The sequence below is a fragment of the Microcystis sp. 49638_E5 genome, assembly GCF_021300285.1.
In the GTDB taxonomy this organism is placed as follows: domain Bacteria; phylum Cyanobacteriota; class Cyanobacteriia; order Cyanobacteriales; family Microcystaceae; genus Microcystis; species Microcystis aeruginosa_C.
This window is the reverse complement of record NZ_JAJTDH010000022.1, coordinates 15,853-39,959: the sequence shown is the minus strand read 5'-3', so window position 1 is coordinate 39,959 and position 24,107 is coordinate 15,853. Positions and strand designations below refer to the sequence as shown.

22 protein-coding genes are annotated in these 24,107 nt (G+C 43.8%); 10 read left to right on the top strand and 12 right to left on the bottom strand.

The window, feature by feature from the left end; genetic code table 11:
* Window positions 1-343 precede the first annotated feature (343 nt).
* From ureA to LW728_RS08570, 3 genes are all read left to right on the top strand, one after another.
* The gene (ureA, locus tag LW728_RS08580; protein WP_002738360.1) at window positions 344-646 is read left to right on the top strand and encodes an urease subunit gamma; all 303 of its coding nucleotides are present in this window, start codon (window positions 344-346) and stop codon (window positions 644-646) included.
* A gap of 19 nt (window positions 647-665) precedes the next feature.
* Complete coding sequence (gene ureB, locus LW728_RS08575) at window positions 666-992, top strand: urease subunit beta (protein ID WP_045356217.1); 327 nt, start codon at window positions 666-668, stop codon at window positions 990-992.
* An 81-nt stretch (window positions 993-1,073) separates the two neighbouring features.
* Window positions 1,074-1,949, top strand: a complete 876-nt coding sequence (locus LW728_RS08570) for an S-methyl-5'-thioadenosine phosphorylase (protein ID WP_287766267.1) — start codon at window positions 1,074-1,076, stop codon at window positions 1,947-1,949.
* Window positions 1,950-2,176: 227 nt separating this feature from the next.
* Here the strand turns inward: LW728_RS08570 and LW728_RS08565 are convergent, their stop codons facing one another.
* Window positions 2,177-3,133 (bottom strand): RNA polymerase sigma factor, RpoD/SigA family, encoded by a 957-nt coding sequence (locus LW728_RS08565; protein ID WP_002802747.1) that lies wholly within the window; start codon window positions 3,131-3,133, stop codon window positions 2,177-2,179.
* A gap of 701 nt (window positions 3,134-3,834) precedes the next feature.
* Between LW728_RS08565 and LW728_RS08560 the strand changes: the two genes are divergently transcribed.
* Both LW728_RS08560 and LW728_RS08555 read left to right on the top strand, forming a co-directional pair.
* Window positions 3,835-4,473, top strand: coding sequence for an LON peptidase substrate-binding domain-containing protein (locus LW728_RS08560; protein WP_002739408.1), 639 nt, complete (start codon window positions 3,835-3,837; stop codon window positions 4,471-4,473).
* A 229-nt stretch (window positions 4,474-4,702) separates the two neighbouring features.
* On the top strand, window positions 4,703-5,305 hold the full coding sequence (locus LW728_RS08555; protein ID WP_002802746.1) for a Crp/Fnr family transcriptional regulator: 603 nt from the start codon (window positions 4,703-4,705) through the stop codon (window positions 5,303-5,305).
* 15 nt (window positions 5,306-5,320) lie between these two features.
* On the opposite strand, the gene LW728_RS08550 is transcribed toward LW728_RS08555, so the two are convergent.
* On the bottom strand, window positions 5,321-6,214 hold the full coding sequence (locus LW728_RS08550) for an ROK family protein (RefSeq protein ID WP_287766264.1): 894 nt from the start codon (window positions 6,212-6,214) through the stop codon (window positions 5,321-5,323).
* Between the two features lie 436 nt (window positions 6,215-6,650).
* Here LW728_RS08550 and LW728_RS08545 point away from each other — a divergent pair, with 436 nt between their 5' ends.
* Genes LW728_RS08545 through LW728_RS08535 form a run of 3 tightly spaced genes read left to right on the top strand, consistent with a single transcriptional unit; the run spans window position 6,651 to window position 8,122 of the window.
* Entirely contained in the window at window positions 6,651-7,136 is a 486-nt protein-coding gene (locus LW728_RS08545; RefSeq protein ID WP_287766261.1) for a DUF29 domain-containing protein, read from the top strand.
* Between the two features lie 19 nt (window positions 7,137-7,155).
* Window positions 7,156-7,644, top strand: a complete 489-nt coding sequence (locus tag LW728_RS08540) for a DUF29 domain-containing protein (protein ID WP_287766258.1) — start codon at window positions 7,156-7,158, stop codon at window positions 7,642-7,644.
* A gap of 13 nt (window positions 7,645-7,657) precedes the next feature.
* Complete coding sequence (locus tag LW728_RS08535; protein ID WP_287668125.1) at window positions 7,658-8,122, top strand: DUF29 domain-containing protein; 465 nt, start codon at window positions 7,658-7,660, stop codon at window positions 8,120-8,122.
* 38 nt (window positions 8,123-8,160) lie between these two features.
* Here LW728_RS08535 and LW728_RS08530 read toward each other — a convergent pair whose 3' ends face one another.
* The 5 genes from LW728_RS08530 to cobN form a co-directional block, all read right to left on the bottom strand.
* Window positions 8,161-8,541 (bottom strand): DUF7682 family zinc-binding protein, encoded by a 381-nt coding sequence (locus LW728_RS08530; protein ID WP_287668127.1) that lies wholly within the window; start codon window positions 8,539-8,541, stop codon window positions 8,161-8,163.
* A gap of 207 nt (window positions 8,542-8,748) precedes the next feature.
* Entirely contained in the window at window positions 8,749-9,801 is a 1,053-nt protein-coding gene (locus LW728_RS08525; protein WP_002802741.1) for a phosphotransferase, read from the bottom strand.
* Window positions 9,802-10,016: 215 nt separating this feature from the next.
* Window positions 10,017-10,715 (bottom strand): DUF4276 family protein, encoded by a 699-nt coding sequence (locus LW728_RS08520; protein ID WP_002802740.1) that lies wholly within the window; start codon window positions 10,713-10,715, stop codon window positions 10,017-10,019.
* A 4-nt stretch (window positions 10,716-10,719) separates the two neighbouring features.
* Window positions 10,720-12,009, bottom strand: coding sequence for an AAA family ATPase (locus LW728_RS08515; protein ID WP_002802738.1), 1,290 nt, complete (start codon window positions 12,007-12,009; stop codon window positions 10,720-10,722).
* A 74-nt stretch (window positions 12,010-12,083) separates the two neighbouring features.
* Window positions 12,084-15,701 (bottom strand): cobaltochelatase subunit CobN, encoded by a 3,618-nt coding sequence (gene cobN / locus LW728_RS08510; protein ID WP_287766253.1) that lies wholly within the window; start codon window positions 15,699-15,701, stop codon window positions 12,084-12,086.
* A gap of 402 nt (window positions 15,702-16,103) precedes the next feature.
* On the opposite strand from cobN, the gene LW728_RS08505 reads away from it, so the two are divergent.
* The gene (locus LW728_RS08505; RefSeq protein ID WP_287668136.1) at window positions 16,104-18,305 is read left to right on the top strand and encodes a hybrid sensor histidine kinase/response regulator; all 2,202 of its coding nucleotides are present in this window, start codon (window positions 16,104-16,106) and stop codon (window positions 18,303-18,305) included.
* 593 nt (window positions 18,306-18,898) lie between these two features.
* Here the strand turns inward: LW728_RS08505 and LW728_RS08500 are convergent.
* From LW728_RS08500 to LW728_RS08490, 3 genes are all read right to left on the bottom strand, one after another.
* Window positions 18,899-19,015 (bottom strand): photosystem I reaction center subunit VIII, encoded by a 117-nt coding sequence (locus tag LW728_RS08500; RefSeq protein WP_002737043.1) that lies wholly within the window; start codon window positions 19,013-19,015, stop codon window positions 18,899-18,901.
* A gap of 56 nt (window positions 19,016-19,071) precedes the next feature.
* Window positions 19,072-19,554 carry a photosystem I reaction center protein subunit XI gene (locus LW728_RS08495; protein ID WP_002802734.1) on the bottom strand — a complete coding sequence of 161 codons (483 nt, stop codon included), beginning with the start codon at window positions 19,552-19,554 and terminating at the stop codon, window positions 19,072-19,074.
* Window positions 19,555-19,882: 328 nt separating this feature from the next.
* Entirely contained in the window at window positions 19,883-20,293 is a 411-nt protein-coding gene (locus tag LW728_RS08490) for a universal stress protein (RefSeq protein ID WP_002802733.1), read from the bottom strand.
* A gap of 163 nt (window positions 20,294-20,456) precedes the next feature.
* Here LW728_RS08490 and LW728_RS08485 point away from each other — a divergent pair, with 163 nt between their 5' ends.
* Window positions 20,457-21,665, top strand: coding sequence for a phosphoglycerate kinase (locus LW728_RS08485; RefSeq protein WP_287766251.1), 1,209 nt, complete (start codon window positions 20,457-20,459; stop codon window positions 21,663-21,665).
* Window positions 21,666-21,844: 179 nt separating this feature from the next.
* Here LW728_RS08485 and LW728_RS08480 read toward each other — a convergent pair whose 3' ends face one another.
* Window positions 21,845-22,429: a Uma2 family endonuclease gene (locus LW728_RS08480; protein ID WP_287766248.1), complete on the bottom strand. Its 585-nt coding sequence runs from the start codon at window positions 22,427-22,429 to the stop codon at window positions 21,845-21,847.
* Window positions 22,430-22,586: 157 nt separating this feature from the next.
* A complete protein-coding gene (opcA, locus tag LW728_RS08475) occupies window positions 22,587-23,942 on the bottom strand; it encodes a glucose-6-phosphate dehydrogenase assembly protein OpcA (RefSeq protein ID WP_287766245.1) in 1,356 nt (451 codons plus the stop codon).
* Between the last annotated feature and the right edge of the window lie 165 nt (window positions 23,943-24,107).

The following is a 24,107-nucleotide window of genomic DNA, read 5'->3' as shown; positions in this document are numbered from 1 at the left end:
ACTGGAGACCTATTTTTTGATGGGGACGGGACAGGTACAATAGCAGCCATTCAAATTGCAACTCTTAGTTCTAAACCCACTCTTACCGCCTCTGATATACTTGTATTAGTTTAAGGTTAATTCTGTGTCCTCTGTGGTTTTTATTAGATAAAACAACAGAACCAATTGCCGACCGTTTTTTAGCCAGAGGACTGAATGACCTTCCTAGCAAGACTTTTGAGTATTTTCCCCAATCTTCATCAATAATGCTGGCTAAGTAAATAAAATTTCACAACTCGATCGCTACAAATATCCGGCCAACAACTACAATAACCCTAGCATCTGTGTGAAAAAAGGCCTATCTATGCAACTTTCGCCCCAAGAAAAAGATAAATTACTCATTTTCACGGCGGCACTGCTCGCCGAAAGACGCAAAAACCGTGGTATCAAGTTAAATTATCCCGAAGCGATCGCCTATATTAGCGCCGCCATCCTCGAAGGTGCTAGGGAAGGTCGTAGCGTGGCTGAATTGATGAGTTACGGTACTACTTTATTAACTCGCGAGGAGGTAATGGAAGGCATCCCGGAAATGATTACGGAAGTGCAGATCGAAGCGACTTTTCCCGATGGTACTAAATTAGTTACCGTTCACAATCCCATTCATTAACAGGAGATTTTTAGCAGTTATGATTCCTGGAGAAATTATCACACCATCCGGAGCGATCGAGATTAATGTCGGTCGCGACACCCTGCGTATTTCTGTGGCTAATACAGGCGATCGACCGATTCAAGTGGGTTCCCACTATCATTTTTATGAAGTTAACGAGGCCCTGGAGTTTCAGCGCGAATTAACCAAAGGAACCCATCTGAATATTCCTGCGGGTACATCAGTTCGATTTGAACCGGGAGACACGAAAGAGGTGGAGTTAGTTGCCATTGCGGGAACTGAAGAAATTTATGGCTTTAATGGTTTAATTAATGGTTCTCTCAAAGGCAAGAAAAAGAAAAAGTAAGGCTTGATGGAAAAATTATCACAGTTCGATCGCTCAATTGTGGTAACATCAAGGCAACGATAACTAATTCTTTCCAAGACTATGACGACGGTAAAAATTGGCATCATTGGCGGCAGTGGTTTGTATAAAATGGATGCCCTCAAGGATGTGCGGGAAGTATCCCTCGATACTCCTTTTGGTTCTCCTTCCGATGCTTTAATTCTCGGGACTTTAGAGGGAACAGAAGTCGCATTTTTAGCGCGTCATGGCAGAAGTCACCATTTTTTACCGACCGAATTACCCTTTCGAGCTAATATTCACGCTCTCAAACAATTAGGGGTTGAATATATTATTTCCGCTTCGGCCGTTGGTTCCCTCAAAGCCGAAGTTAAACCCCTAGATTTAGTCATTCCCGATCAATTTATTGACAGAACTAAAGAGAGAATAGCGACTTTTTTTGGGGAAGGAATTGTTGCCCACGTTGCCTTTGGCGATCCCATTTGTCCGCAATTAGCCGAAATTTTAGGGGATGCCGTCGCTAGTTTAAACCTACCGGAAGTTACCCTGCATCGGGGTGGTACATATCTCTGTATGGAGGGACCAGCTTTTTCTACTAAAGCGGAATCAAATCTCTATAGAAGTTGGGGCGCAACCGTGATCGGTATGACCAATTTAACCGAGGCAAAATTAGCCCGAGAAGCGGAAATCGCCTACGCTACCTTAGCCCTAGTTACCGATTATGATTGTTGGCATCCCGATCACGATCATGTCACGGTAGAAATGGTGATCGAAAATCTACACCATAACGCTACTAATGCCCAAAAAGTCATCCAAGAAACGGTGCGCCGTCTGGCAGCTAATCCTCCCGTTTCCGTCGCTCATTCTGCCCTTAAATACGCTATTCTTACCCGTCTAGATTCTGTTCCCGTCGCCACTAAAGAAAAATTAGCTCTCTTTTTGAAAAAATATCTTGAATAAGTGGAGAAATAGCCGAGAAAAGTCGCCGATTAATCTAGAAATGGGTCATTTTTCTCGCTGTGATCCAGACGATCAATTTGACCCTTAACGAAGGCAGGGGGCGGTCGGCAGGGGGCAGGAGGCAGTATTCAGGAGTCAGGAGATAGGAGATTATTTTATTTATTCTCCCCACACCCCACACCCCACACCCCACACCCTGCCCCCACGAAAAACTTTTTCAGCAGCCCCTAACTAGCTAGATATTCTCTAATGTTAGCTCGGCGTTTTCTCAATTTGGCGATCGCTTCTCGTTCGATCTGACGGACGCGTTCACGACTGATATTGAGTCGAACGCCAATTTTTGCTAGGGTGAGGGGCTGCCCATTATCTAAACCAAAACGCAGACAAATCACTTCTTTTTGTTGAGGGGTGAGGTCTGCCATCAGTTTTTCCAAATCCACTTGCAGGGAAGAATAGGCAGTGTAATCTTCAGGGGAAAGTCCCGTATCTTCCAAGAGTTCCCCTAATTCCGTGTCTTGATTGTCCCCCACCTTTAAGTCAAGGGAAAGGGGTTGACGGGACCTTTCCAAGTAGTCTCGCACCTGTTTGGGAGTTAGGTCTAATTCCTCGGCTAATTCGGCAATGGTGGCAGCGCGACCTTTATCTTGAGCTAGTTGACGCTGGGCCTTTTTGATTTTATTCAGTTTTTCGGTAATGTGGATGGGCAGACGGATGGTGCGACTTTTTTCTGCGATCGCACGGGTGATGGCTTGGCGAATCCACCAATAAGCATAGGTGGAAAAGCGATAGCCTTTGGTGGGATCGAATTTTTCCACACCTCTTTGCATCCCAATGGTTCCCTCTTGGATGAGATCCAATAAATCTAGATTGCGTTTTAGGTATTTTTTAGCGACGGAAACCACTAGACGCAGGTTCGCTTCTACCATCTTGCGTTTGGCGAAATCCCCTGCCCCCAATTCTCGACGTAGTTGTTCTTCACTAATTTCCGCCGCTTCTGACCACTGGCGATCGCTGGGGTCGCTGCCGAGTTTCGCCTTTAGGGATTCTTTGATTTTTTCCAGAAAAATTAATCTTTGTACCTGTTTCGCGTAGAGAATTTCTTCTTCATGGGTGAGAAGGGGAACTCGGCCAATTTCTCTGAGATAGGCGCGAACTGGATCGGTAAGGTTTTTCGAGGTTTTCATGAGTGCGCGTCGGTTGAGGGTTGATATTCAGGGATTGATGGCGTTTTTCAGATTGCTTCCCCAGGGCAATAAAGGAGATGCTATCAGAGTTTTTTCTCGTTTTGTAAAGAGATAAGTGAGTGGTTACTCAACTATAGAGAGAAACCTCATTGACTATTTAATTGCCTCTATAGTCCTTTTTTTGGCTAGATATAGAGTTTTTGGGCATAAATGGCAAGTAGTAAGAACATTGGTTATTTAACCAATATTACAACAATTATTAAATATTGTAAAGTTTATGAGAGAAAAAACAGTCCCTCTCAGAGAAGAACCAATGAAGATGAGGTTTGAGTATCTCTACTCATAGATTACCCAAAGGTTTCCGCTCGGAATGCAATCTAGATGACAAAATCAGCAATTTTCTCATTTAGCGATCGCAGATCGAGCGGTGAGGGAATTATAAATTATGAATTATGAATTATAGTCATTTCAGATAAGTCTGATACAGTCTAAACCGACAAAAGCCTTATGAACTCTGGGATTGATATTCTCAATCTTAATTGAAATGACTATATGAAGTGGGAAGATGGGGGAGCAGGGGAGCAGGGAGAAAAAGCTGACGACCGACGACAGACGACTGACTCCCGGCTATTGACCTTGCCTAGCGGTTCAGGGGGGATTGTGTAAAAATAAGAGAAGATCGGTTTTTTTTTACTAAACCTATGGCCACTTCTTCCATTGCCGTTAGAGAATTACCTCTCTTTCCCCTACCCGAAGTTGTTTTATTCCCGGGTCGTCCCCTGCCCCTGCACATCTTCGAGTTTCGCTATCGGATTATGATGAATACGATATTGGAAGAAGATCGCCGTTTTGGGGTCTTAATGGTAGATCCTGCCACCGGAGAAATCGCTAAAGTGGGCAGTTGTGCGGAAGTTGTCCGTTGTCAACGTCTTCCAGATGATCGCTTAAAAATTCTCACCATCGGTCAACAGCGCTTCCGTGTCCTAGAATACGTCCGGGAAAAACCCTATCGCGTCGGTTTAGTGGAGTGGATTGAAGATGTCCCCACCACCCAAGATCTGCGACCTCTGGCCAAAGAAGTGGATCGACTGCTGCGGGATGTGGTTCATCTATCAGCCAAATTAACCGCTCAAAAAATTGAACTCCCCGACGATTTGCCTAGTCTTCCCCTAGAATTATCCTACTGGGTGGCGGGTAATCTCTACGGTGTGGCCGGGGAACAACAAGCTTTATTAGAAATGCTCGATACAGTCAGTCGTCTCCAACGAGAATCGGAAATTCTCACCTCGACCCGCAATCATTTGGCCGCTCGCACGGCTCTTAAAGATGCTTTAAATTAATGATCTGTAGGTTTTTCAGCTGCGGGAGAAGGAAATGGGGAAGTTATTTCAGTGAACAGTAATCAGTAATCAGTGAACTGATAACTCACATCTGAAAACTGATGACTTACCCACTGATAACTGATCACTGATAACTGATCACTGTTAATCTGGGGATTACCTAATGTTTACCTTGATACAGTAAAGTGGGGTTAAAATTGCTATCCCCTCACCCAGGAGAACTTTGATCATGTTGCTGACCTATAATCCCAGCGTCTCACCCTTCCGAGAAGACTATAGCGAGAGTCGTCGGCTCCATTTTTATGATCGCGGGGAAAATATTCCTCTGGTGGTTGATGGAGTCTGGCAAGTTTATCGGGGTATGGCGCAACTAAGTCAAGTATCTGAGAGTGGAGAGGAAATTTTACTAGGCTGGGTTCATTCATCCCAGTTTTTCGGCTTAAATTTGACCCATCTAGAATCCTATCACGCCAGAGCCTTGTCGGAACTGTACCTAAAATGGTACACGATCGCCGAAGTAGAAAATTCGGCGGAATTAACTAGGATGATGTTAAATCAAATGATCCGTCGTCAACAACAAACAGAATCCCTACTGGCGATCGCAGGACTGAAACGAGTGGAGGAACGTCTCCAGCAGTTACTACAGTTATTAAAGCGGGAAATGGGAGAACCAATCGCCCAAGGCAGTCGTTTAAAGATACGTTTAACCCATCAAAATCTGGCCAATGCTATCGCTACCACGAGAGTAACGGTGACGCGTTTGTTAGGCGAATTTCAGCGTCAGGGATGGGTGAGTATCGATGGCGATCGCCATTTAATTATTCACGATTAAGTCAGACAATTTTAGTCAGATACCGCCCACTAATTGCCAAGCTAATTTAGCAGCCCCCACCATCCCAGCGCGATTACCTAACTCGGCCGTTAATACCTCTAATCCTTCTCTGGAACTAGGTAAAACCCGTCTTTCGATTTCTGCGAGCAGAGAGGGAAAGAAAAACTTAGCACTGGCGCTAATGCCGCCGCCGATAATTACCGCCTCTGGGGTGAGAACATAGAGTAAACTGGCGATACCAGCCCCCAGTAAACAACCGTAACCCTGCCAGAATTCTAAAGCCTCTCGATCGCCTTTTTCGGCCAATTCCGCCAATTGCTTCGGTTCTTTGCCAGTCATCCGGCGAATAGCTTGCAGGGAGGTGTACTGTTCCAAGGAACCCTGATTACCGCTATTGCACAATGGACCGTCAAAATTGAGGGTTATTAAGCCTAATTCTGCGGCTGTTCCCTTGCTGCCGACAAATAAGTGACCATCGAGGATAATTGCCCCTCCTACTCCCGTCCCCAAGGTCAACAGGATTAGGTTTTGAAACCGTTTGCCCGCTCCTAACCAAGCTTCCCCTAAACCGGCACAATTGGCATCATTGGCTAAAATTGTCGGCATTCCCGTACTTTCTTCTAACCAATCGGCGAGGGGAATATCCCGCCATCCTGCCAAATTAATCGCTATTTTGGCAATTCTTCCCTGAGCATCCGCTGGCCCTGGCGTTCCCACACCGATGGCTTGACAACTTTTATCCAAATTTACTTGACAAATGCCTTGATGTATGGTAAGGGCGACTTCTTTGGGTGTAGCGGGTTGGGGAGTGGGCAAGGTGAGAGATTCGATACAATTGCCCTCTTGGTCAAATTTACCAATTTTAATAGCCGTTCCACCTAAATCGACACCTATTACTGTTTTCACCATCGGGCTTTCCTTGTTACTCTGGGAGTAGCTAGGTTTATTATCACTCTTTTTGGCAGTTTTTTTCGCGGTTAGATGTGATTGAGGATAATTCAGCTAAACCGGCAAAACTAGCTAATTGATTAGCCCAAATTTCTCCTATACTTTGGACACCGGCAGCTTAACTCCTGATTTTTTCCCATTTTTAAGTAGGTAGGCGTTAAAAATTATCCGATGCCCCCCTTATCAAGGGGGGATTAAGGGGGGATCGGCACCCCCCTTATTAAGGGGGGATTAAGGGGGGATCGGCACCCCCCTTATTAAGGGGGGATTAAGGGGGGATCGGCACCCCCCTTATCAAGGGGGGATTAAGGGGGGATCGGCACCCCCCTTATCAAGGGGGGCAGGGGGGATCGAAGCTAAAATCCATTTTTAATTTAATTATAACCAGCTACTTAAAATGATGAATATTACCATCCCAAATCTCTACGATAGCGATTATCAACTTTGGTTAGAAAATACTATCAACCAATTACGTCAAGGCGATTTTCAATCGGTAGATTGGCCGAATTTATTAGAGGAGTTAGCCGATTTGGGAAAAAGTGAACGACGAGCATTAGAAAGTTTATTAACTCGACTTTTAGAACATTTACTGAAGTTAACTTACTGGCAATCCCAACGAGATTATAATCAAGCTGGATGGAAAAAAGAAATTCGCAATTTTCGGATTCAGATCAAAAAAATTCTCAAAGATAGTCCCAGTTTAAAGTCCTATTTAAGGGAAATTTTGCAGGAATGTTATCTCGATGCTCGCAATCTGCTTATTGACGAAACCCAATTAGATGCTAGTATTTTCCCTCTGGAAGTGTTAGCTAATCTAGAGGAGATTCTCGATGAAAATTGGCTGCCTAATTGGGAAGCTATCAGCAATAATTCTGAACAGTGAAATTAAGGAGTAAAAAATCATGAATATTACCATCCCAAATCTCTACAATAGCGATTATCAACTTTGGTTAGAGTCCACTATCAACCAATTGCGTCAAGGCGATTTTCAATCGGTAGATTGGCAGAATTTATTAGAGGAGTTAGCGGATTTGGGAAAAAGTGAACGACGAGCATTAGAAAGTTTATTAACTCGACTTTTAGAACATTTACTGAAGTTAACTTACTGGCAATCCCAACGAGATTATAATCAAGCAGCATGGAAAGGGGAAATTAGAACCTTTCGGAAACAAATCAAGAAATTACTGAGAGATAGTCCCAGTCTCAAACCCTATTTATCCGAGATACTTGAGGAATGTTACAGCGATGCTCGGGAGATAATTATTGATATCACCCAATTAGATGCCAGTATTTTCCCTCTGGAAGTGTCAGCTAGTCTAGAGGAGATTCTCGCTGAAAATTGGTTGCCTAATTGGGAAGCTATCAGCAATAATTCTGAAAAGTGCAATTAAGGAGTAAAAAATGATGAATATTACCATTTCAAATCTCTACGATAGCGATTATCAACTTTGGTTAGAGTCCACTATCAACCAATTACGTCAAGGCGATTTTCAATCGGTAGATTGGCCGAATTTATTAGAGGAGTTGGCAGATTTGGGAAAAAATAATCGACGAGCGCTTAAGAGTCTCTTAACTCGACTTCTAGAACATTTACTGAAGTTAACTTACTGGCAATCCCAACGAGATTACAACCAAGCGGGATGGAAAAAAGAAATTAGAAATTTTCGCCTACAAATTGCTGATCTTTTAGCAGATAGTCCCAGTTTAAAGTCCTATTTAAGGGAAATTTTAGCAAAATGTTATCTCGATGCTCGCAATCTGCTTATTGACGAAACCAAATTAGATGCCAGTATTTTCCCCTTGGAAGTGTTAGCTAGTCTAGAGGAGATTCTCGATCAAAATTGGCTGCCGGATTTTGGGGAGACATAAACAGCGATAAATCTTCCCAAGCAAGCTAAAGATTAGCTTCACCTACCCGGTTTACAGACATTATAGTCCTCGTGAGAGATCACCGCCTCCGGGACGAGGAGATTGCCGTAGTCGCGACAGATGAGGCGATAATTGCGGGTAACGGGGATACTGATAATAAAGCGATCGTGTCGCAATCGTTTACCGTGGAAATCTCGATAATTGCGGTGATCTTGCAATCCTTGCAGGATTTCCCTAGCTTTAAGTACGACATTTTTCGGTAATTCCCGTAGATCGATCGGATCTTGGGAAAAAGTGGCTTCCCAAGCATTTTTTTGACGTTTTTTTTCTTCCCAAGCGGCATCTAGTTGAGCGCAATGATGGCAGACTTGGCCATAACCCTTGTGACCACAGGGAAACTTTTTCTTTCTTCTGGACATAATAACCATCTGTCTGTGAGCCTGTCAGAGAGTATTCAAAAGCGGTAAAGCTTGCTTCACTTTTGGCAGATGGAGAAGAAAGTCTTTACCTAGTGATTATCTATACTTACCAGCATACAGGGATCGATACCTCGTTTGGCCATTGACCAGCAAGAAAGTTGATCTTGGTTAGTTAGGGCCTGCTGTCACCAACAGGATTAAGGCTGCTTAGAATAATTCCCATTCTTGGGTTCTTAAACGTTTGAGAATGGCCAAACGGCTACTAAAATAATTGGCGCAGAGACGACTATAATCGGTTAAACGCAGATTATTTAAGCTAATTGACCAAGACCAAATATAGGCCGCTTGGGTGAGATACTGAAGACAAGATAATTCGCCATCGGTTAAAGGTACTGTTTCATCGTAACCTTGGATGAAACCATGGCGAACCTGGCGATTTAAGCCGGATTGTAGGGAAACTTGCAGAAATTTAGCGATATCAAAAACTCGCCAACCATAACCGCACTGATCGAAATCAAATAGGGTCATCTGATTATCAGGGGTGATATGTACATTACCACTATGAGGATCGCCCCAACAAATGCTCCAATAGGGAGATTCTGTCGGTAATTTGGCGGTTTCTTCCTCTATTTCCCCAATGGTTTCTAAAACACAGTCTAGGTCCCTCGGTCGTTGGTGCAGAAAAGGTGCAATAATTTGCAGGGAATCCTCGAGAAGATATTTGAGGTTGAGGGGATGACGATAGGCTAGGGTTTGAAAATCTGCTGTCACCCGATGTAAATTAGCCACGATCGCCCCTAAGTGATAGGCTTGTTCTATATCTATATCCCCAATAGCAATTCCCCCAGGGGCATAGGGAAAGAGGACGGCGTAACGTTTCCCTTCTGGGGCATTAATTTCTAGGGATAAATCACCGTTTTTGCTGCGAATTGGTGCGGCGACGGGAACCTGAGAGTGATCGAGATAATCTAATAATTCTAACTCGAAGTCGATTTCCATTTTGCTGCGCCAATGGCAGTGAGATACGCGCAAAATGTAGGGAGTTGTCAGGGTTTCGAGGAGATACACATCACTTAAACCCCGATGCCAAAATTGACAATTTTTCGGTACATCAATCTCGTAACGAGAAAAAACTAAATCTGCTAGGGCAGCAGGAGCCAGAGTGGAGTAGAGTGTGGGAAAAGTCCATTCTCCAGTGCGAAAATTGGCAGCGGGAGAACTAGAAGGCAGTAAATTGAGCGAAGCCTGAAAAGTCGTCACGGTTCCCTCCCGATGCAAGTATGGACAACGCTCGCATCATCCTATTTTATAGGCCACATATATTACAAATTGGTTCGATCGCTCCGTATATTTCGCTACATTCCTCTGTAAGTTATCAGATTTGAGTTTTCAGCACCCACAGCAGTTATCTGAATGGTGAGATGGGAAGTTTTCGTTTTGGGGAGTCGGTCGTTAATACCAAATTAGGTTACACTTCATCTTGATGAGAAAGTCTGTACTAAAGTTGTTGATTCTTCCTGACTGAGATGACGTAGTTTATTCCGAAAATAGCCAAAGCTGGGCGATCGATTAATATCCACATTCATCTGAGGAGAAATATTTTCTGCCCAGACTGTTTTCTCTTGACCCACAGAAGCTCCACCTAACTTAGATAATTGTTTCGCTCCACCTCTGTATATAGCATCTGCCAGTTTTTCCCAAGTACCACAGATACTATCATTAATATAGGAATCCAAGATAGCACTTTTGGCCTGGGGATAAGCAATTTTTATGGCATTAATATCACCTAAATACCAAGCTTCTCCTTCTTCAATAGCAATACAGAAGTAAATTTGGGATTGGATAGCAGATTTTTCCAGACAATTGCTTAATTCCTGTCGAAATTCCCGAAAACATCGATTATCCAGATCGCAAACCACAATCAGCACAGCAGCATAATTATCAGGGTAACTAGAAAAAGTTTTATCATATCCTTGAATCAGTTTAGGTAGTCGCTCAAGAAGAATCCGTTTACTAGGATCGGAAACAGACTGTAAGTCTCTGGGAATATGACCACTGCCTTTATAGGAATGAACCCTAAATGTATGACCTGCATTCATGTCAATAATCTTAGGAATTAGAATATCAAGTGCTTTTTTTCCCGACAAATCCTCGACCAAAATTTCAAAGTGCATGACCTTATCTCTCATCTAAGTAATCACTATACCAAAGACTACCAAGGGGCAATCCTTCTGAGACGAGATTCTTAATTAAAGGATTGTCACTAGCCCGTTTAATCCGAGAAAAACCATCATCACCCTTTTCCAGAATCCAAACTTCTTCTGGCTGGAGAGCATCAACAAAATAAGGTTGATGAGTGGTGATAAAAATTTGAGAACGTCCTCTCTGTCCTGTGGCGTGTTTTCTAAATTCTTGAGCCAAGGTTTCTAATAGTTTATGGTATAAGCCGTTTTCTGGCTCTTCAATACAGATAAATGGCGGTGGAGAAGGGTCTTCTAACAGTAAGAGATAGGCGAATACTTTTAAAGTACCATCGGACATTTGCTGTACATAAAATGGGTCTTGGAATCCCCGATCATTAAATTTTAATAATAGTCGATTATCGGGACTTTTTTCGGTGCTAATTTTTTCTATACCCGGTATCTTATGAGAAATACTATTAAGTATATTCTGAAATTTCTTGGAATGCTCTCTTTCCATAAACTGCACCACATTACCGAGATTATCTCCATGGATATTCAGATGTTTCTGGGGTCCGGCTAGGGGCAAACTTCTGGCCGCATCGGGAGTAAAATAGCTGAGATACCATCCCTCAATAAATCTCCGAAATAGGGAAATTCTCGGATGCTGTTTGAGAGAACCTAACGTAGCAATTCCTAGTTTGCGCTTATCATTCAGTTCCACTAACTCGGTTTCCTTGCTTTCCTCATCAGCTTCTCGTTGAATTTTTTCTATTAACTTAAGTAAATCAAAATGGTCTTGACCTTCTTCTACTTGTTTCCCTTCTTCTTCTCCTTTCCAGACGATTCCTTTCCCTTCATCGAGGATTAAAAATGAAAAAGGCCATCCGGTCTTTTGACATTTTCTTCTCTGTCTGAGTCTTTCTTTTTTTACATAAGGTCTATTATCCGTATCTAGATCAATAGCTAATTCATAGGTAATTGGTCGGGAATTGTAATCTTCTTTGTAATAAATCTGAAATTCAATGCTTCCTTCCTGACCCTGGGAACGAAGACGCTCAAACCCACCCCGACCTCGCGCATCACAAGCTTCTTCTACTCCTCCTTTAAGACAATCAGATAAAAAACCGAACGCATCAAAAAGTGTGCTTTTTCCCACACCATTTTTGCCGATAACGGCCGTCATCGGTGTCAGAGAATCTCGATTTTGAGTATTCCATAACTTGCCCAGGGTTATATCCTTGAGCGCTCGATAATTTTTAATCCTCAATCCCTCAATTCCGGCCATTATTTAGTCCCGTTTCTCATTACTAAAGTAATTTGAGCAATTTCTTGATAGATTGATTCTAGACCAGTTATCAATTACTGACCCGATTCGATCGCTCCTTCGGCCTCATGGACAATTGCTCTCAATTGATCTAAAGTTTTCTGGTCCACCTGCGTCCATAATCCCCGTTGTTGAGCCTCTAATAATCTTTCGGCCATATCTCGCAATGCCCAGGGGTTTTTCTCCTGAATAAATTGTTGTACCTTGTGGTCAAATAAATAAGCTTCGGCTACCCCCTGATAAATAAAATCCTCCACTAGGTGAGTAGTGGCAGAGTAGGCAAAAATATAATCTACGGTCGCAGCCATCTCGAAAGCACCTTTATAGCCGTGTCGCATCACTCCCGCTATCCATTTGGGGTTTACTACTCGCGAACGGTAAACGCGGCGAATTTCTTCCTCTAGGGTTCTGATGCGGGGATTTTCCGGACGGGAATGATCACCAAAATAGGTGACGGGATTTTTGCCGGTTAATGCCCGGACACTGGCAGTTAAGCCGCCTTGAAATTGATAGTAGTCATCGGAGTCGAAAATATCGTGTTCCCGATTGTCCTGATTGTGCAGCACTATCTCTAATTCTTGCAGTCTATTTCTCAATACTTCCGGTAAAGAATGGGCAGTTCCTTGGCTATCATAGGCATAACAACTCCAGTTAATATAAGCATTAGCTAAGTCTTGATCATTTTGCCAGTTTTGTGACTCGATTAACCCCTGTAAACCGGCCCCGTAAGCACCAGGTTTGCAGCCAAAGATTCTGGCAGTAGCTCTCAGTTTCGCCTCTTTTTCTCCTAAGCCCTGACTTAGCCAAAACTCCCTCTCTGTCTTCACTTTCGCCGCTAAAGGATTAATTTTTTCTTCTTCCTCTTGACAAGCTACCGCATTTATGCAAGAATTAAGAAGATGTAGTATGCTGGGGAAACTGTCCCTAAAAAAGCCCGATACCCGAACAGTCACATCAATACGAGGACGGCCTAAGCTAGACGGGGTAAGGATTTCAAACCCGACCACCCGACGGAAAAAACCATCCCAAAGGGGACGAATTCCCAGTAAAGCCATGGCTTCGGCCACATCTTCGCCACTATTTCTCATCGTCGAAGTTCCCCAGATAGAAATCGCCAAAGTGCGGGGATATTCACCATTTTCTTGGGTATAACGTTCAATTAGTGCCTCTGCGGCCTTTCTTCCCACTTCCCACGCGGTTTCTGTGGGGATTGCGCGGGTATCGACAGAATAGAAATTTCTGCCAGTGGGGAGAACATCGGGACGGCCGCGGGTGGGAGCGCCGGAAGCACCACTGGGGACGTATTGGCCAGCGAGACCTTTTAAGAGATAGATAAGTTCATCGGGGGTTTGTTTTAAAGCAGGAATTAACTGATTTTCTAGCCAAACTAATTCTTTTGCCGTATTTTCGCCTAGAGGTTCAATTTTCTGGCTAATTAAATCCTGAGCGAGACCTTCCAGATAAGTAGTAGTATCGTTATATTCCGTCAGGGGGTCGCAGTCGAGATGGAGGTCAAGGGCAAGGGAACGGGTTAAACCGGGGCGGTCGGGACTGGGAGAACGGGCAATCGATTGGATTAAATCAATTAACTGCTGACCCTGGGGACATTGACCGAAGATATGTAAACCGTCGCGGATTTGTGCTTCCTTGAGTTCACAGAGATAACCATCCACGAGGGTGAGAAATTGACCAAAGGAGGCGCTAATCGTGCCTAGCTCTCGATCGAGATTAGTTTTCGCCACCAGGTCGTTAATCCGCTCGCGAATCAGAGCTAAACGAGAAGGATCAAGAGATTCTGCCTGATAATATTCATCGATGAGAGACTCTAACTTTTCCCAATCCCCATACAATTCCGCTCGCGTCATCGGGGGGGTGAGATGGTCGATGATAACAGCTTGGGAACGTCTTTTAGCGCTGGACCCTTCTCCGGGGTCATTGACAATAAAAGGATAAAAATTCGGCAGCGACGAGAAAGCAATTTCGGGATAACAATGGGGAGAAAGAGCGAGACTCTTCCCGGGTAGCCATTCTAAATTGCCGTGTTTACCGAGATTAATCACAGCAGTGACTTGGAATTCCTGTCGTAACCAATGGTAAAAAGCGAGATAGCTGTGGGTAGGTTCCAGGTCGGGGGAATGATAATTAAGAGTCGGGTCAAGGTCATAACCGCGAGAAGGTTGAATACCGATAAAGACATTACCTAACTGGAGGCCCGGGATAGGAAAATCCTCGTCCGGATGTCCCCAACGGTCAAGCAGAGCGCTTTGATTATCGGGGGGAAGGGAGGAGAAATAATCTAGATATGCTTCTAGGGAGAGAGATTGATAGATAGGTTTTAATTCCCTTGTCTCCAGGTCATTAGTGATACCGGAAATAAGCAATCGCATTAATTCATCACTATGGTCGGGGAGGTCGGTGAGGGTATAACCTTGGGTTTGTAGTGCGCGAAGAATTTCCAAACCACTAGCGGGAGTATCTAAACCGACTCCGTTAGCGATACGACCATCCTTATTGGGATAGTTGGGGAAAATGAGAGCAATTTTTTTCTGGGAGTTGGGAAGGGAGGAGAGTTGACAATAGTTTGCGGTTAAATCAGCGACAAAATCAACCCGGTGGGGGAGGGGTTGATAGATAACTATTTCCGTTTCTAGTTTGGGATGTCGGGTGAGGACAGATTTAAAGGAAATAGCGCGGGTGATAATTTTGCCATCCATTTCCGGTAAAGCGATATTCATGGCCACATCCCGGGGGGAAAGACCTTGATAACCCTGTTGATAAGCTTCTAAACTGCTGCTGCTGAGGATAACTTGGAAGATGGGTTTATTGAGAGACTGCCAGAAGTGATGATTTTGTTTGTCTTCCGGTCGTTGGATAGAGAAGCTAGTGGTGTCGAGAATTAGGTCTGGGGGATGGTGGGAAAAGAGGGTTAATAGTTCCTCTTGCACTTCAATTTCCCGGAGAGAGGAGAGAAAGATAGGGACAGTTTCAATGTTTCTTTGGGTGAAAGCGCTGATTAAAGCATCGATAGCTTTGGTGTTACCCGCGAGATAATGGGAACGATAGAAAAGTATCCAAGTCCGTGCTTGGGGTTGGGATAGGGTTGTCTGGGAATAGATTCCCAACCTAGGGACAACCCCAGGAGGAGAGGGAGGATAGTCGAGATGGAGACAGGTATGCGCGATAAATTTAGCAGCATTAATCCAGTTATCTATCCCTGCTTCCGTGAAATAGCACCATAACTGGTTAACAGTAGTCAGGGAAGCATTGGAATGACTCATCAACTCTAAATCCGGTTTATCCTCTCCTGGGAGGACAAATAAAGTCGCACCAGTTTCCTCGACAATTTCCTTAACTACTTCCAACCCGTAGGACCAACTCCCCCGTCCCCCCAATAAGCGAAGAATAATCACTCTTGCTTGGGATAGTACCTTGTCCCCATAGTTATCGATACTGTATTGCTGCTGTAACTGCGATAAATTCAGGGCGCGAATTGCGGGAAAATTATCCGGTAGATGGTCGATAGCTGCCGCTAGAGTTTGAATATCGGTATCAGCCATGGTGAGGAGAACAATCGGGGCCGGATTTTGGTCAATAATAATCACCCCTTCGGTATCTGCTGTCCAACCACCCGCTTGGGGAGCAATTCGGTGCATAAGTTTTGAGAGTCAGGTTAAATAATGATTAGGTTTTGAGAATCAGGGTCTCGATCGAGGGATCATTCTTAGGTAGATAGAGATGATTATATCTGTCTGCGGCAATTTAAAGAACAGGGAATAGGGATTAGGGAATAGGGGATAGGGATTAAGCAAAATCTTCACTAAAACCCCAACACCCTAAAACCCCAACACCTTACTGATGACTGGGGTGTAGGGAAGTGGGGAAGTGGGGGAATTTCAACTAAAACCCTAAAACCCCAACACCCCACCACCCTATCTCCTGCCTCCTGCCTCCTGCCTCCTGCCTCCTGCCTCCTGATAACTGATAACTGATAACTGGTAACTGGTAACTGATGACTGATGACTGATGACTGATAACTGATAACTGATAAATGATAAATGAATGCTTCTCCCGCTTATGTTTGCTGTCAAGTGTTGTCATCTACTCACCTCCAACAAATTCGTTCTTGGTGGGGACAGTTGGCAATACAGGTGACAGCGCCGAGGATTAGTCTCAGTGAAAGAGAGCTGCCCCTAAAGACGGGGGAAATCTATCAACTCTTGCTTTCCACCGACCTACAAGTTTTATTGTTAGCCAGTCCCCAAGCACATAACTTTGAGTACGAAGTCCGCATTAGTTTTGAAGCGAACACGATTAAAAACTTTCTGCAAGGACTGTCCGTCAAGTCTCTCCACCACCCAAAAATTCAGCAGGGTTATCAAATTTTAAATCTGCCTCTATCCAATAATGTCAGCAGTTTTCAAAATAAAATTTTAGTCAAAATTCTCTCGATAATTTCTTCTCCGTCTGCAGAGGGGGGTTGTCCCCGCATCTTCTCCGTTTGTCAACCGGTAGAAGCTGCCCTATCCCAACAAATCCAACAGGAAAGATTATTAAACCAAGTCATCACCCAGATGCGTCAGAGTCTGGAGTTACCGGTGATTCTGGAAACCGTGGTCAGGGAAGCGCGGGAATTTTTGCAAGTGGACCGATTGTTAATTTATCAATTTTTCCCCGGTACCGGCGAGGGAAAGGGAAAAATAACTTCCGAGTCGCGCGTTTCTGACCAGATAAATTCCGTGTTAAATTTAACCCCCGAAGACGATTGTTTTTCCTATATTCCCCAATACAAGGAAAAGTATCGTCAAGGATTAATTCTGGCCGTGGATGATGTGGATGTTAACTATTCTTCTTCCTTCTGTTTGTCCGAATTTTTGCGACAACACCAAGTGCGATCAAAATTAATCGCCCCGATTGTGGTACAAGAAGAATTGTGGGGTTTATTAATTGCCCATCAATGTGGAGAAAAACGCCGATGGTTGCCGCAAGAAAAGAAATTTTTAGGTCAGATTGGTGAACATCTCGCCATCGCTATCTATCAAGCGCAATTATATTCTCAAGTACAGGAACAAAAAGATATTTTTGAACGCCGGGTAATAGAAAGAACCCAAGAATTACAAGATACTTTAATGGCCGCAGAAGCCGCTAACCTCTGCAAAAGTGAATTTTTAAATAATATGAGTCATGAGTTATTAACTCCCCTAACTTGTATTATCGGTTTGTCCAGTACCCTGCAAAAATGCTCGGCAGCTAATAATTTTTTACCTCCCGACAAACAAAAAAACTATCTAAAAGTTATTCAGGATAACGGCAATAAACTATTAGAATTAATCAATGATTTGCTTAATTTCTCGCAACTTTCGGCGGGGAAAGCTGTTTTAGATATTAAACAATTTTCGCTAAAATATCTCTGTAATCATGTTTTAGAGATTATTAAAACAGAGGCAGAGATTAAAGAAATTAATCTAATTTTAGAGATGAAAATAACCGAAAAAGAGCATTATTTTTATGCCGATTATGATCGAGTTCAGCAGATACTTTTATACTTGTTAAAAAATGCCCTGAAATTTACCCCCGAACAGGGTGCTATCACGCTGAGACTGTGGAAAGAAGGCAGTCAGGTCATTTTTCAGGTAGAGGACACGGGCATCGGCATTCCTGCTCAAAAAATACCGCTTCTGTTTGAAAAATTTACCCAATTGGATGGCTCTCGCAAACGTCGTTATGGTGGTGTGGGATTAGGATTGGCTTTAACTAAACAATTAGTGGAACTGCATCGCGGCACGATCGAGGTAGAATCTTGCTTAGATAAAGGTTCCATCTTTACCGTGCGTTTACCTCAACAAAAGCCTCCCAAATCCCAACCCCAACCCTCGGATAATAATCCCCATTTTAATCACCACCATCCCACTATAGTTTTGATTGAAAGTGACGAAGAAATTGCCAATCTTATTTGTGAGTTATTGATGGTGGCACATTATCAAGTTATTTGGTTAATTGATAGTGTCTCCGCTATCAAAAAAATTGAGATCGTGCAGCCAGGTATTATAATTGTTGATCGAAAAATGCCCGATATATATCATCTCTGTCATCTCTTAAAAAAATCCAGCCAAACTCAAGCCAGTAAAGTGCTAATCTTGAATGATACCCCCGAAATCAGCGTTAATTTCCTCGGTCGTCATGGCATTGACGACTATCTCCTCAAACCCATTCAACCCTCCCTCTTGTTGGAAAAAATCCGCTATCTAACCGCTTTATAAGTAGGGTTTGCGGCAAAAAGTTTTTCGTGGGTGTGGGGTGTGGGGTGTGGGGAGAAACAATTCATAACTTGAGAGTTAATCACACTATTAAAAAGGGATTTGGTATCATTTTTGTCAATCTACTAATTTGGGATTTTTCAGGGGAAACTTTCTCCTAAAATTGGGTGTGTTACTTTCAGTTTTATCACTCAATCCAAGCTTTTGGGGGGTTCTACCCCCCAAACCCCCCGCGCATTAGGTTAACTGTGAGATGCTTACAGGCGATTGTTCATATTTTTGTACTAATTTAAGAGTCACTGATAATTCTAAATCCGGTTATTAAAGACTGATTATTTATCCCCCCTTTTGCCTTTTGCATGAGTGCCTTTTGCCTATCTTCATAAGTAGCCTATACTCAACGGATTTAGTATAATTGCTGATTGTCGGTATTTCTGCAAATGTGGGATGCACCCTGGCCCCAGGGTGTGGGGTCTAGTGTTTTACCCATTTTCATCTGGTCAATTTTTTCCTTTTTCTTCAGAAAATAGAGCTTGAAAACTAACTATTAAATAGCTAATTTCCAAGCTCTTAATTGTAGGAATCCTAGAGCTAAATTAGGATTCACTCTCGATATAGATAAATAACAAACCCATAACCACGGCTGGCATTAACCAACAGACGATCGGGATTAAAATCCAAGGCAGATAAGAAGCTGCGTAGGCACCAGTCATGTCAAATGCTCCTAGAAAAAAAATAAGGAAATGATAACAGGTAGAAAAAGGGTTAATTATTGATTAAAAACCCCGCGCATGATGCCATCAACGACACCAAGATTTTCTAGGAGGAAATAGGCCACAAAAGCGCCACCCATACCACCAATAAAGAAACCGGCGGCGAATTGACTCCAACCCTCGGCCGATTGCAGAGGATCACCACTAGCGGCCTTACCTTGGAAGGAGACAAGACCATAACTAGCTAAACAACCCGTAGCCAAGAGAACCATGGCCAAAGCGGGGATTAAGCCGCCGAGATTAGCATATTCAGAGTCTCTCAAGGGACCCAGGACAACCCAGGGACCACCGAGGAAATAACCGTGGGCCATACCCACTTCTAGACCGCGCAGAATCGGAGCTAGACCGGGACGATAGGCAGGTAAGTTACCAATAAAAGCTTTGGTAAAACCAGAAGCGGAAATGGGGGTAGCTAGATGACCAATGAACGGATCATCATTGTAGGGTGTCACCACCTGTTTGTATCCAGTTTCAGCCATTGTGTTTGAGTTCTCCTTTTTCCGATCAACGGGAAAATTGATCATAAAACTTTAAGATTACACTTTAGGCCTAAGAATTACTTCAAGCAACCCCATCGATCGAGTTTTCAAGGGTTGACGGCTGAAACTCTCACAATTCGTTACATTTCTCTCAGAAGACAGGAGTGGGGAGTGGGAATTATGAATTATGAATTATGAAGTAGGGAGTGGGGGAGATGGGGAGCTTTGTTTCAGTGTTGCCAAAGGCACGGCGTAGCCGTCCAGTAAACAGTGAACTGACAACTCACATCTGATCACTGATAACTGATCACTGATAACTGGTCACTGATTAAGGGATAATCAACACCGGACAGGGGGCAAGGTTAATAACTTTGGTGGTGACGCTTTCGGACACGCCTTCGCCGGTTAATCCTAAACCGCGACAACCCATAACGATCAGGTGAGCATTAATTTCATCGGCCACATCACAGATGACAAAAGAAGGCATTCCCTCCCTTTCAATCATTTCCGCATTGATGTTAGCTTGGGCGAAAACCGCTCGCGCCGATTGTAACAATCTATCCACCGCTTCGATCGAACTCATCTTATCGTCGGCGGCAATTTCTCCGGTGGGTGTCGTTTCCACCACCGACAACAGCACCAAACGACTGTCAAAGATTTTGACTAATTCGATCACACTACTGGTAGCGTCACGACTTTCGCGGCTGTGGTCGATGGGAAATAAAATCGTCTCAAACATAATTAACAAGTCTCTCCAATCAAATTTTTCTGGGCAAATCGGTCTTGGAACTGCAAAACTGATCCCCAAATCTGAAATAATCTTTGTCAAAGTAATTGCCGCAAGTAGCGATACCCTGATTTAATCTTTATTGTACGGTAAGCAATCTAGGAGGTTATGGGCTGTGCCAAAAAAAACAGTAGCGAATTTGACAGAAGCCGATTTAGCGGGCAAACGGGTTTTAGTCCGGGTCGATTTTAACGTTCCCATGGACAAAGCCACCGGGGCAATCAGCGATGATACCCGCATTCGGGCGGCACTACCAACTATTGAGGATTTAATTAAAAAAGGGGCTAAGGTTATTTTATGCAGCCACATGGGTCGTCCCGACGGTCAAGTTAAAGAAAATTTGCGTCTGACTCCTGTGGCTAAACGTCTCTCGGAATTACTGGGCCAAGAAGTAGTCATGTGTCCCGATTCTATTGGTGAGGGAGTCACGGCAGCGATTAGCCAAATGTCTAACGGTCAAGTGGCCCTTTTAGAAAATCTGCGTTTCCACGGTGAAGAGGAGGCAAATGATCCCGATTTTGCCAAAAAATTAGCCGCTAATGCCGATTTATACGTTAATGATGCTTTTGGTACCGCCCACCGCGCCCACGCTTCCACGGAAGGCGTTACCCACTATCTCAGCCCCTCGGTGGCGGGTTATTTGATTGAAAAAGAGTTAAACTACCTACAAGCAGCTATTGAAACTCCCCAACGTCCCCTAGCGGCGATTATCGGCGGTTCTAAGGTTTCTAGTAAAATTGGCGTGATCGAAACTCTATTAGAAAAGTGCGATAAACTGCTCATCGGTGGCGGTATGATCTTTACTTTCTACAAGGCCCGCGGTTTAAGTGTTGGTAAGTCTTTGGTGGAAGAGGACAAACTGGAATTAGCCAAATCCCTGGAAGCGAAAGCTAAAGAAAAAGGAGTGGAATTCCTCCTTCCTACCGATGTGGTGTTAGCGGATAAATTCGATAAAGATGCCGAGTCCCAAATCGTCAAGGTCGAAAATATTCCCGATGGTTGGATGGGATTGGATATTGGACCTGAATCAGTTAAAGTTTTCCAAAAAGCTTTATCTAACTGTAAATCTGTCCTCTGGAATGGCCCCATGGGGGTGTTCGAGTTCGATAAATTTGCGGCGGGTACAGATGCGATCGCTCACACTTTAGCCGATTTAACCGCTACTGGTACAACTACTATTATCGGTGGTGGTGACTCGGTAGCGGCGGTGGAAAAAGTGGGAGTGGCGGAAAAAATGAGCCATATTTCCACCGGTGGTGGCGCTAGTTTGGAATTACTCGAAGGGAAGGTTTTACCCGGTATTGCCGCTCTCGATGAGGCCTAATTATCTCTAATATCTAAGGTTTAAACAAGGTGGGTCCTGGCCCGCCTTTTTTTATGAATTATGAATTATGAATTATAATACTAAATCTGTTTATTAAAGACTGATTATCTATAGCCCCTATTGCCTATTGCCTATTGCCTATCCTGATATGTAGCCTATACTCAACGGATTTAGTATCATTAGGATACTTCAATCGCGGTAAAATCCACCCGCTGATATAAATCTGTCAGGGATATTTGAAAATCTAGAGAAAACAGAGTTAAAATCGCTTCTTGATCGTGATAATCCCGGAATGCCCAATGATCGCCTCTTTTATGAAACTGTTCTATATAATAACCATATTGATCAATTAAAATATATTCTTCAAAACTATCAAGAGAACGGTAAAATTTAAACTTATCACCCCGATTATAGTCTTGAGTAGATTTTGATAAAACCTCGATAATCACCTGTGGATTGGTAATCGTATCGGTGCGTCCTCTTTCAAGAATTGGTTCTCCCTTAACGATCATAATATCGGGATAGGTGTACATATTATAGGCGGGTATGGCCAAGCGTAGATCGTTGATAAATATATCATAGGCTTGATTCTGGATAGTTAAGGGAAATTTTCTACAGAAATTCAAGGCAATGCGATTATGGTTAGGAGTTCCCCCAGTCATAATAATAATTTCTCCATCTCGATACTCGTGTCTGTCGGTGGCAGCTTCCTCTAGTTGAAAGTATTCTGCGACTGTGTAGCGTTTCTCAGTGGTTGCGACCATATTGACCCCTTGAAAGCAAAGCTCTGTCTTTATAATAACCTGTTTTCTGAAAAGCTACAATTATCGGTTTTAATCAGGTGCTGACTGCCGGATAAATATCGAGAGACCTTGTTAACAAGGTCTCTTGAAAGTGGGTGGGATTATTGTCGCTAATTTGCTAATCTGGTTGGGATAATTTGAGGATAGCACCGGTGACTTTCATGCTTTCTTGATAAAGCACGTCCTGGCCCCAACGCTGTAACTGTTTACCTAGCAGAGTTTCTGTTTTTTGGTCTTCCAGATGGGACACTTGTTCAACCCGGCAAGATTGGGCCCCTCCCGAAGCTTCCATCCGCATACAGCCGGTAGTTCCCGAACAAATTACAGTGCAACAATCAGCCTGAAGATTAGTAGAAGTGAGTTTAATACTAATCAGATCTCCTTGTACTTCACCCCAATCGGCCACGGGAACACCGGCTAATTCCGCCTCAATTAAACGCTGGTCCTGACCGAGGAAGCTAATCCGATGAATAGCGTAATCTCCCGACCGGTGACTATATCCCACCGGTCGCCATTGTAACCGGCTGGCCATCCAACCGAGGAACATAAAAGCTTGACAAGGATTGCCCTTTTCGTAATCAATAGTGATGCGATCGACTTCCAGAATAGCATCCCGGCGCTCCGGTGGATCAAAAGCCTCGGCGGTTAGTTCTTGCCAAGGAGCGAGACGACTCCAGTTCAGGTCAGCTAATGGTACATCTGTGGCTAATAAATCCCCCACTTGCAGCAGTTCCGTTTCCGGTTCCCGAAAAGTGCTGGAATCGACGATAATCGTATCACATTGACTGGCCAGACGCTTAAATAGTCCATATTCCGCATCGGGACTGGCTTTCCACCAGAGAAATTTGGGCAAACTGGGAATAGTTAACTCGGAAATAATGCCGCCAATTCGTTCCAAAGCTTCCGCTGTACCGCTTAAAGTAACGTATTCACAGCAAACTAAAGTGTTCTGACTACGTTTGTTAACGGGACAATAGGCAGAAACAGAGGCTTTTACCCCTTCATCGGCCTCGGCAGTGGGACAGAGGGTAATAATGCGACAGGGATTGGAGGCAGCGATTGCATCTGCCACTCCAATCGCATCCAAATCGGCGGCGTATTGACGATGATTAGCCCCATCCTCGGCGTTTTTTTCCGCTTCCCAGGCCGCCCTTAACCTGGCGACAAATTCATCGCTAGAATGTCCGGTTACTTCTAGTTCTAGGTCCTTCTGGGCGACTTTGATGGCGGCGTGGGTTCGCGGACCGGCAATACCATCAATCGGGCCGGTGTAATAGCCGAGAAGGGTTAACAATTCCTGTACCGCATCGGGTTCATAGACAATAAAGCTAAAGGTGGTGGCCCGGGTGGCGGCCATACCATCCTCATTATTATTATAGGATTGCCAGATATCGCGCAGTTCCTGCTCGATCACATCGATGGAAACATCTTTCGGTGCTTGCAGGGAGACAATGGGGGGGCTTTGGGTAGTCATGTCAGTTATCAGTTATCAGTTATCAGTTATCAGTTATCAGTTACCAGTTATCAGTTATCAGGTGTGAGTTATCAGTTATCAGTTATCAGTTATCAGTTATCAGATGTGAGTTTTTAGTTTACTGATTACTGTTTACTGCTCACTGATTACTGCTCACTGTTTACT

What these genes read in the sequence shown, in the direction of transcription:
- LW728_RS08500 (WP_002737043.1), bottom strand. Translation starts at nt 19,015, where the DNA reads ATGACTGGTGCCTACGCAGCTTCTTATCTGCCTTGGATTTTAATCCCG.
- cobN (WP_287766253.1), bottom strand. Translation starts at nt 15,701, where the DNA reads ATGCACCGAATTGCTCCCCAAGCGGGTGGTTGGACAGCAGATACCGAA.
- opcA (WP_287766245.1), bottom strand. Translation starts at nt 23,942, where the DNA reads ATGACTACCCAAAGCCCCCCCATTGTCTCCCTGCAAGCACCGAAAGAT.
- LW728_RS08490 (WP_002802733.1), bottom strand. Translation starts at nt 20,293, where the DNA reads ATGTTTGAGACGATTTTATTTCCCATCGACCACAGCCGCGAAAGTCGT.
- LW728_RS08505 (WP_287668136.1), top strand. Translation starts at nt 16,104, where the DNA reads ATGAATGCTTCTCCCGCTTATGTTTGCTGTCAAGTGTTGTCATCTACT.
- LW728_RS08560 (WP_002739408.1), top strand. Translation starts at nt 3,835, where the DNA reads ATGGCCACTTCTTCCATTGCCGTTAGAGAATTACCTCTCTTTCCCCTA.
- LW728_RS08535 (WP_287668125.1), top strand. Translation starts at nt 7,658, where the DNA reads ATGAATATTACCATTTCAAATCTCTACGATAGCGATTATCAACTTTGG.
- LW728_RS08570 (WP_287766267.1), top strand. Translation starts at nt 1,074, where the DNA reads ATGACGACGGTAAAAATTGGCATCATTGGCGGCAGTGGTTTGTATAAA.
- LW728_RS08480 (WP_287766248.1), bottom strand. Translation starts at nt 22,429, where the DNA reads ATGGTCGCAACCACTGAGAAACGCTACACAGTCGCAGAATACTTTCAA.
- LW728_RS08520 (WP_002802740.1), bottom strand. Translation starts at nt 10,715, where the DNA reads ATGCACTTTGAAATTTTGGTCGAGGATTTGTCGGGAAAAAAAGCACTT.
- ureB (WP_045356217.1), top strand. Translation starts at nt 666, where the DNA reads ATGATTCCTGGAGAAATTATCACACCATCCGGAGCGATCGAGATTAAT.
- LW728_RS08530 (WP_287668127.1), bottom strand. Translation starts at nt 8,541, where the DNA reads ATGTCCAGAAGAAAGAAAAAGTTTCCCTGTGGTCACAAGGGTTATGGC.
- LW728_RS08555 (WP_002802746.1), top strand. Translation starts at nt 4,703, where the DNA reads ATGTTGCTGACCTATAATCCCAGCGTCTCACCCTTCCGAGAAGACTAT.
- LW728_RS08495 (WP_002802734.1), bottom strand. Translation starts at nt 19,554, where the DNA reads ATGGCTGAAACTGGATACAAACAGGTGGTGACACCCTACAATGATGAT.
- LW728_RS08550 (WP_287766264.1), bottom strand. Translation starts at nt 6,214, where the DNA reads ATGGTGAAAACAGTAATAGGTGTCGATTTAGGTGGAACGGCTATTAAA.
- ureA (WP_002738360.1), top strand. Translation starts at nt 344, where the DNA reads ATGCAACTTTCGCCCCAAGAAAAAGATAAATTACTCATTTTCACGGCG.
- LW728_RS08515 (WP_002802738.1), bottom strand. Translation starts at nt 12,009, where the DNA reads ATGGCCGGAATTGAGGGATTGAGGATTAAAAATTATCGAGCGCTCAAG.
- LW728_RS08540 (WP_287766258.1), top strand. Translation starts at nt 7,156, where the DNA reads ATGAATATTACCATCCCAAATCTCTACAATAGCGATTATCAACTTTGG.
- LW728_RS08565 (WP_002802747.1), bottom strand. Translation starts at nt 3,133, where the DNA reads ATGAAAACCTCGAAAAACCTTACCGATCCAGTTCGCGCCTATCTCAGA.
- LW728_RS08545 (WP_287766261.1), top strand. Translation starts at nt 6,651, where the DNA reads ATGATGAATATTACCATCCCAAATCTCTACGATAGCGATTATCAACTT.